This window comes from Roseateles sp. P5_E11, assembly GCF_054049355.1.
In genome coordinates this window covers 1-7,717 of sequence record NZ_JBFUMO010000265.1, presented here as the reverse complement: position 1 = coordinate 7,717, position 7,717 = coordinate 1, and the positions used below count along the sequence as shown (strand labels likewise).

Here is a 7,717-nt window from a genome sequence, read left to right as displayed (position 1 = left end):
CTTCCAGACCGCCGCCCTGACGCTGGACTGCAGCTGCAAGGACAGCGGCACCTACGCCTATGTCTACCCGACGCAGCCGTACAAGATCTACGTCTGCGGCGCCTTCTGGAGCGCGCCGATGACGGGCACCGACAGCAAGGGCGGCACCCTGGTGCACGAGATGATGCATTTCAACGTCATTGCCGGCACCGACGACTGGGCCTATGGCCAGAGCGCGGCCAAGAGCCTGGCCAAGTCCAGCCCCACCAAGGCGCTGGACAACTCGGACAACCACGAATACTTCGCTGAGAACAGCCCCTTCCAGAACTGAGTTCCCTCGCGTTTGACGCGCCGCCTTCGGGCGGCGCTTTTTGTTGGGGGCTGCCGATCGTGCGGCCCTGGGCTAGGCTCGCAACCATGCGTCTTCACCGCCTATATCTCGCAACCGCAGCCTTGTTCACAGCCTGCCTTTCGCCCATGGCCCTTGCCGTAACGCCCCTGCAGCATGCCGAGCTGAGCTGCCAGTTCCAGGCCACACCCAAGCCCGACGGCCAGGTGTTGCTGCAGTTCAAGCTGAGCAACAACGGCAAGCGCGCTCTGCACCTGCTGCGCTGGGGCAGCCCCTTCGAGGGCGCCTGGTTCGGGCCCTTTGTGCAGGCCAGCACGCCACAGGGGAAACTGACTTTCCAGGGCGCGATGCGCAAACGCGGCGATCCGTCGGCCCAGGACTATCTGCACCTGGCCGCAGGCGAGAGCCTGAGCGTTGAACTCGTCTTGAACGAAGCCTTCACGGTGCCTCCCAACGGCACCCTGCGATTGCAGGCCCACTGGCATTGGCACGACATGATGCTCCGCGGCACGCCGCCACGGCCGCGCGCTCAACACCGCGGTCTGGACCAGGACTGCGGCGAAGTCACGCTGAACCGCTGACGGCCTCACCTGACGAACGACTGCCGCCGACAGCGGCGTTACGCTGCCGCCCTTTCGCTCCCCCCCGCCCTCCATGCACCGCCTTCCCGGCCTMGACCTCCTGCGCAGCATCGCCATCGTCTGGGTGATGTGCTTCCACACCTTCCTCATCGGTGGCCTGGGGCCGGACTGGACCTGGCTGACCCGCTTCGGTTGGGCGGGCGTGGACATATTCTTCGTGCTCAGCGGCTTCCTGATCGGCTCGCAACTGCTGCGCAAGCTGCAGCGGGGCGAAGCGCTGCGCTTGAGCGACTTCTACTGGCGCCGGGCCTGGCGCATCCTGCCGGCCTTTGCCGTCGTGCTGGCCATCTACGTGGCCTTTCCGGTGCTGCGCGAGGAGCCGAACCTGGAAGCCTGGTGGCAGTTCGCCAGCTTCACGCTCAACCTGCTGATCGACTACGGCCGCAACCCCGCCTTCTCGCATGCCTGGTCGCTGTGCGTGGAGGAGCATTTCTATCTGCTCTTCCCGCTCTTGGCCTGGTGGATCACACGTCGTCCCTCCTCTGCACGCTTCGCCGGCCTGTGCGCCGCCCTGGTGCTGGGCGGCATTGCGCTGCGCGCCGGCATCTGGCTGCACAACGACGCCATCCAGCCGCAGCGACCCTGGTTCATCGAGGACATCTACTACCCGACCTGGACGCGGCTGGACGGACTGCTGATGGGCATCATGCTGGCCGCGCTACGCGTCTACCGGCCGCAGCTGTGGACGCGGCTGCAGGCGCGCTCGACGGCGCTCTTGTTCACCGGGTTGGCCATGACCGCCCTCGCCTTCTGGCTGTTCCGCGACCGCACCGGCCTGGTTGCCAACGCGGTTGGCTGGCCGCTGCTTTCTTTCGGCTTCGGCCTGCTCGTACTGGCGGCCAGCACGCCGCGGGCCTGGGCCGTGCCCGGCACGGGCTGGCTGGCAGCCATCTCCTACAGCCTTTACCTGAGCCACAAGATCGCGATGCACGTCGTGCATGTCTGGATCGCACCGGCGCTGCCGCTGCAGGGACCGGCCCTGTTCCCGGTCTATGCCGTCGTCATCCTGGCCGTGGGCGCCGCCCTGCACTATCTCGTCGAAAAGCCGGGCCTGCAACTGCGCGACCGCCTGGCCCGCTCGCCGCGAACCATTGAAACTGGCAGCATGCCGGCATGACGATCCAACCCGGCTCCGAACTCCATCTGCGTGACCTCACCAGGTTGCGCCGCGTGCGCGACCGCATCGACCGCGAATATGCACAGCCCCTGGACGTCGAGGCCCTGGCGCGCGGCGTGCACATGTCGGGCGGCCACCTGAGCCGGCAGTTCCGCCAGGCCTATGGCGAATCGGTCTACAGCTATCTGATGACGCGGCGCATCGAACGCGCCATGGCCCTGCTGCGGCGTGGCGACCTGAGCGTCACCGAGGTCTGCTTCACCGTCGGCTGCTCATCGCTCGGCACCTTCAGCACGCGCTTCAGCGAACTGGTCGGCCAATCGCCCAGCGCCTACAAGCGCGACCAGGCCCAGGCGACGGCGGGCATGCCGGCCTGCGTCGCCCGCCAGGTAACGAAACCGATCAGGAATCGAGAAGCGCCGCAAGAGAGCGAAACCTAGACTTCTTTCCGTGCCTTAACCACCCACAGAGATTGACCCCATGGACATCAGCATTCACTCCAGCTTCCTGCCCCAATCCGACCCGGAAGCCTCGCTGGCCTTCTACCGCGACACCCTCGGCTTCGAGGTGCGCAACGACGTCGGCTACAACGGCCTGCGCTGGATCACGGTCGGCCCGGCCGGCCAGCCGGGCACCTCCATCGTGCTGCACCCGCCGGCGGTCACGCCCGGCGTCACCGAGGACGAGCGCCGCACCAWCACCGAGATGATGGCCAAGGGCACCTTCGGCATGTTGATCCTCGCCACGGCCGACCTGGACAAGACCTTCGCCAAGCTCCAAGCCGAGGACGCCGAGATCGTCGAAGAGCCCACGATGCAACAGTACGGCGTGCGCGACTGCGCCGTCCGCGACCCCGCCGGCAACCTGCTGCGCATTCAAGAGAAGCGCTGAATGGCCGACGCTGACAACCACGACCGCATCCGCGTGCAGGGCGCACGTGAGAACAACCTCAAGGACGTCAGCGTCGACATCCCCAAGCGGCGGCTGACCGTGTTCACCGGCGTGTCCGGCTCGGGCAAGAGCTCCCTCGTCTTCGGCACCATCGCAGCCGAGTCGCAGCGCCTCATCAACGAGACCTACAGCGCCTTCGTGCAGGGCTTCATGCCCACGCTGGCGCGGCCCGAGGTGGACGTGCTGGAGGGCATCACCACGGCCATCATCGTCGACCAGGAGCGCATGGGCGCCAATGCCCGCTCCACGGTCGGCACGGCCACCGACGCCAACGCGATGTTGCGCATCCTGTTCAGCCGCGTCGGCAAGCCGCAGATCGGCCCGCCCAGCGCCTTCGCCTTCAACGTGCCGTCGGTGCAGGCCACTGGTGTCATCACCGTCGACAAGGGCGGCGCCAGCAAGGCCGTCAAGCAGACCTTCTCGCGCACCGGCGGCATGTGCCCGCGCTGCGAGGGCATGGGCTCGGTGTCGGACTTCGACCTTGACCAGCTGTTTGATGCCAGCAAGTCCATCAACGGCGGCGCGATCAACATCCCCGGCTACAGCATGGAGGGCTGGTACGGCCGCATCTTCAGAGGCTGCGGCTTCTTCGACCCCGACAAGCCGATTGCCAAGTTCACCAAGCGCGAGCTGCACGACCTGCTGCACAAGGAGCCGACCAAGATCAAGGTCGACGGCATCAACCTGACCTATGCCGGACTGATCCCGTCGATCCAGAAGTCCTTTCTGTCGAAGGACGTCGACGCGCTGCAGCCGCACATTCGCGCCTTCGTCGACCGCGTCATCACCTTTCAGACCTGCCCCGAATGCCATGGCACGCGGCTCAGCGAAGCGGCACGGTCCTGCAAGATCGGCAAGCACAGCATCGCCGACGCCTGCTCAATGCAGATCAGCGACCTGGCCGACTGGGTGCGCGGCTTGAAGGGCGCCGAGGTCGCACCGCTGCTGAAGGCGTTGAGCCATCTGCTCGATGCCTTTGCCGAGATCGGCCTGGGCTATCTGTCGCTGGACCGGCCAACCGGCACGCTGTCCGGTGGCGAGGCCCAGCGCGTGAAGATGATCCGCCACCTCGGCTCGTCCCTGACCGATGTCAGCTATGTCTTCGATGAACCGACCACCGGCCTGCACCCGCACGACATCCAGCGCATGAACGAGCTGCTGGGCCGGCTGCGCGACAAGGGCAACACCGTGCTCGTCGTCGAGCACAAGCCCGAGGTCATCGCGATTGCCGACCATGTCGTCGACCTCGGTCCCGGTGCCGGTGCGGCCGGCGGCGAGGTCGTCTATGAAGGCAGCGTCGCCGGCCTGCGCAAGAGCGGCACGCTGACGGGCCGACACCTCGACGACCGCGCCGCGCTGAAGGACAAGCTGCGCAAGCCCGCTGGCGCGCTGAAGATTCGCGGCGCCAGCACGCACAACCTGCAGAAGGTCAACGTTGACATCCCGCTCGGCGTGCTCTGCGTCGTCACCGGCGTGGCCGGCTCGGGCAAGAGTTCGCTGATCCACGGCTCGGTGTCCAAGCTGGAGGGCGTCGTCGCCATCGACCAGGCCGCCATCCGCGGCTCGCGGCGCAGCAACCCGGCCACCTACACCGGCCTGCTCGACCCCATCCGCAGCGCCTTCGCCAAGGCCAACGGCGTCAAGCCTGCGCTGTTCAGCGCCAACTCCGAGGGTGCCTGCCCGACCTGCAATGGCAACGGCCTGATTTTCACCGACCTCGGCCCGATGGCCACGGTGTCCACCGTCTGCGAAGACTGCGGCGGCAAGCGCTTCCAGGCGGCCGTGCTCGAATACAAGCTGGGTGGGAAAGACATCAGCGAAGTGCTGGCCATGTCGGTTGCCGAGGCGGCGGCATTCTTCTCCAAGCTCACGCCCGCTGCGCATGCGATTCTGGAAAGGCTGTCAGACGTCGGCCTGGGCTATCTCAGCCTCGGCCAGCCGCTGACCACCTTGTCGGGTGGCGAACGCCAGCGCCTCAAGCTCGCGACGCAGATGGCCGAGAAGGGCGACGTCTATGTGCTGGACGAGCCGACAGCCGGCCTGCACCTGGCCGACGTCGAACAACTGCTCGGCCTGCTGGACCGCCTCGTGGACGCCGGCAAGTCCGTCATCGTCATCGAGCACCACCAGGCCGTCATGGCCCATGCCGACTGGATCATCGACCTCGGCCCAGGCGCGGGCCATGACGGTRGCCGGGTCRTCTTCGAGGGCACACCGGCCGATCTGATTGCCAAGCCCTCAACCCTGACGGGCGAGCATCTGGCGGACTACGTCGGCGCGACCAAGCCCAAGGCGCGAGCCAAGAAATCCTAGGCCTGCACCGGCACGCTGATCTCGAACCAGAACCGGCTGCCCTGAGCGAGCCGGCTCTCCAGCTTGATCTCGCCGCCCATCATGCGCACCAGTTGGCGGCTGATGGCCAGGCCCAGGCCGGTGCCGCCGACCCGCTGCTCGGCATTGCCGGCCTGCTCGAAGGGCTCGAACAGGCGGTAGACCTGGTCGTCGGCGATGCCCACGCCGGTGTCCTGCACTTCGAAGCACAGCCGCACATGGCCCGGCTCGGTGTCGGCCAGCGGCGGCAGCGCGCGCGCCATCAGCAGCACGCCGCCGACGTGGGTGAACTTGACCGCGTTGCCCAGCAGGTTCAGCAGGATCTGGTTGAGCCGCTTCTCGTCGGCCAGCACGACCGCTGGCAGTTGCGGGTCGAGCTGCAGATCGAGCGTGATGTGCTTGCCCTCGGCCATCACGCGCACGATGTCGATCACGGCCTGCAGGCGCGGGACCAGTTCGACGGGGCCGATGCGCAACTCGGCCTTGCCGGCCTCGATGCGCGACAGGTCGAGGATGTCGACGATCAACGTCAGCAGGTGCTGGCCGCTGCTGTGGATGATGTCCAGGCCGTTGCGCTGCTTCGGCGTCAGGCCGTCGTCCATCTTCAGGATCTGCGCATAACCCATGACTGCGTTCAGCGGCGTGCGCAGCTCGTGGCTCATGCGCGCCAGGAACTGGCTCTTGGCACGGCTGGCGATTTCGGCGCGCTCCTTGGCGTCACTGAGTTCCAGCGTGCGCTCGGTCACCAGGTCCTCGAGGTGGTCACGGTGGGCGCCAAGTTCGGTCTCGCGCTCCTGCAGCGCCGTGATCATGCGGTTGAAGGTCTCGGCCATCGCTGCGATGTCGCGCGGGCCACCAGCCGGCGCGCGTGCATCGTTGTCGCCCAGCTCGACCCTCTCCATGGCCTCGGACAAGGCACCCAGCGGCCGCGTCAGGCGCAGGATCAGGAAGCGCACCGCCAGCAGGAAGATGGTTGCAAACAGCACGGCCACGCCGAAGTTGGCGAGGAAGAGCGAGGCCTGGGTGCGGTGCAGCGTCGCCTTGCTCAGCACGATGCGCACATGGCCGAGCAGTTGCGCGGGGCGCAGCGTCACGTCAAAGGGTGAGGCCTCGGGGCGGGTCCAGACCGGTGCGGCGAAGGCCCAGCTGTCTTCCGTCTCCTGGTCGAGCCAGGGCTCGCTGGCCGCCGGGTCGGGCACGGCCGGTGACGTGGTTGTGGGCAGGCGGTCCCGCTCGGGGCCCAGCGCCAGCAGCAGCCGGCCCTTGGTGTCGCGGATCTCGATGCCCATCACATCCGGGAAGGCCAGCGAGGCGCGCACGGCCTCCTCGGCGTTGTCGGCAGCGGCGTACAGCAGGGCCAGCGAACTGTTGGACGCCAGATTGGCTGCCACGCGCCCCCCCTGCTCCATCAGCATGGCCCGCACCTGGCGGCCACCCTGCCAGGCATTGACGACCGCCATCAGCAGGGCCAGGCAGAGCGTGCCCAGCGCGACGGCGACGCTGAGATGGCGGCGGAACGAGGTCTCGCGCAACCAGCGCGCGTAGATGCGCAGCGGCCACGACCGCTGCGGCGGCGCGGCCACAGGCACGCTTTCATCCCGAAGGATGAGGGGCGGCTGGCTGTCCAGTGGAACGGGTGGCGTCACTCTCGAACCTCAGCTGGAGGGATAGACCAGATCGAATCCCGACTGCACGGTGGCGACGTCAAGTCCCAGGTGCGCGGCGGTGCGGATGTTGATGGCGGCGCGTGCCTGGCGCAACGGCAGCACGCCGGCCGCGCCCGCTTTAGGGTTGGACGCGAGGCGTTGGGCCGACACGGCCAGTGAGCGCCCGAGTTCATGGTTGTCCGGGTAGAGCGAAAACAGTGCGCCGCGCTTCACATGCGCCAGGTGGCTGGAGAACACGGCGATGTTGCGGTTCCAGCCTTCCTTGAGCACCAGCGTGAGCACGACGTTGTCGTCCACGGTCGTCGGGTCCTGCGGCAGCCAGACGGCGTCGCGGGCCGGGTCGGCCGAGGCCAGCAGCTGGGCGTAGGCGCGCAGAGCCTCGGCCTGATCGGCGGCTTCCTGGGCCAGCAGCTCCAGGCCTTCGGCCCGGGCCGCCTCGCGCGCCAGCTTCACCAGCCAGGTGTTCAGCTTGGGGTCGTAGACCAGGTGCACACGACGCGTGGACGACTTCAGGCGCCGGAGTCGCGCGAGCAGCAAGGCCGGGTCGGGCGCCAGCGTGTGGATGGGAAAGTTGCGGGCCTCGGACTCCTGCACCGACACGACGCAGCCGACCATCACGGCCAGCTCGTCGGCCAGCGCCGCCGCGACGCGCATGCCGCCGCGCCCCAGGCCGATCAATACC

At 67.6% G+C, this 7,717-nt stretch carries 8 protein-coding genes; 6 read left to right on the top strand and 2 right to left on the bottom strand.

Going from position 1 to position 7,717, the window contains the following annotated elements; all coding sequences use genetic code 11:
• From ACXJKR_RS18570 to ACXJKR_RS18545, 6 genes are all read left to right on the top strand, one after another.
• Nucleotides 1-310 (top strand): M35 family metallo-endopeptidase (locus ACXJKR_RS18570; protein ID WP_457324067.1); only part of this gene is annotated, 310 nt, incomplete at its 5' end.
• Between the two features lie 146 nt (nt 311-456).
• Entirely contained in the window at nt 457-909 is a 453-nt protein-coding gene (locus tag ACXJKR_RS18565) for a hypothetical protein (protein WP_056196073.1), read from the top strand.
• A gap of 73 nt (nt 910-982) precedes the next feature.
• Nucleotides 983-2,086 carry an acyltransferase family protein gene (locus ACXJKR_RS18560; protein WP_457324066.1) on the top strand — a complete coding sequence of 368 codons (1,104 nt, stop codon included), beginning with the start codon at nt 983-985 and terminating at the stop codon, nt 2,084-2,086.
• Nucleotides 2,083-2,526: a helix-turn-helix transcriptional regulator gene (locus ACXJKR_RS18555; RefSeq protein WP_457324065.1), complete on the top strand. Its 444-nt coding sequence runs from the start codon at nt 2,083-2,085 to the stop codon at nt 2,524-2,526. The genes ACXJKR_RS18560 and ACXJKR_RS18555 overlap by 4 nt, the downstream gene beginning before the upstream one ends.
• A gap of 40 nt (nt 2,527-2,566) precedes the next feature.
• Nucleotides 2,567-2,977, top strand: coding sequence for a VOC family protein (locus ACXJKR_RS18550; RefSeq protein ID WP_457324064.1), 411 nt, complete (start codon nt 2,567-2,569; stop codon nt 2,975-2,977).
• Nucleotides 2,978-5,350, top strand: coding sequence for an ATP-binding cassette domain-containing protein (locus tag ACXJKR_RS18545; protein ID WP_457324063.1), 2,373 nt, complete (start codon nt 2,978-2,980; stop codon nt 5,348-5,350).
• Here the strand turns inward: ACXJKR_RS18545 and ACXJKR_RS18540 are convergent.
• Together ACXJKR_RS18540 and ACXJKR_RS18535 are read right to left on the bottom strand one after the other, a co-directional pair.
• Complete coding sequence (locus tag ACXJKR_RS18540) at nt 5,347-7,014, bottom strand: ATP-binding protein (RefSeq protein ID WP_457324062.1); 1,668 nt, start codon at nt 7,012-7,014, stop codon at nt 5,347-5,349. The two genes, ACXJKR_RS18545 and ACXJKR_RS18540, sit on opposite strands and share 4 nt — an antisense overlap.
• Before the next feature lie 9 nt (nt 7,015-7,023).
• On the bottom strand, nt 7,024-7,717 hold a 694-nt coding region (locus tag ACXJKR_RS18535), incomplete at its 5' end, for an ABC transporter substrate binding protein (RefSeq protein ID WP_457324061.1).

Excerpts from the sequence above, each read along its gene's own strand:
- ACXJKR_RS18565 (WP_056196073.1), top strand. The coding sequence starts at position 457 with ATGGCCCTTGCCGTAACGCCCCTGCAGCATGCCGAGCTGAGCTGCCAG.
- ACXJKR_RS18555 (WP_457324065.1), top strand. The coding sequence starts at position 2,083 with ATGACGATCCAACCCGGCTCCGAACTCCATCTGCGTGACCTCACCAGG.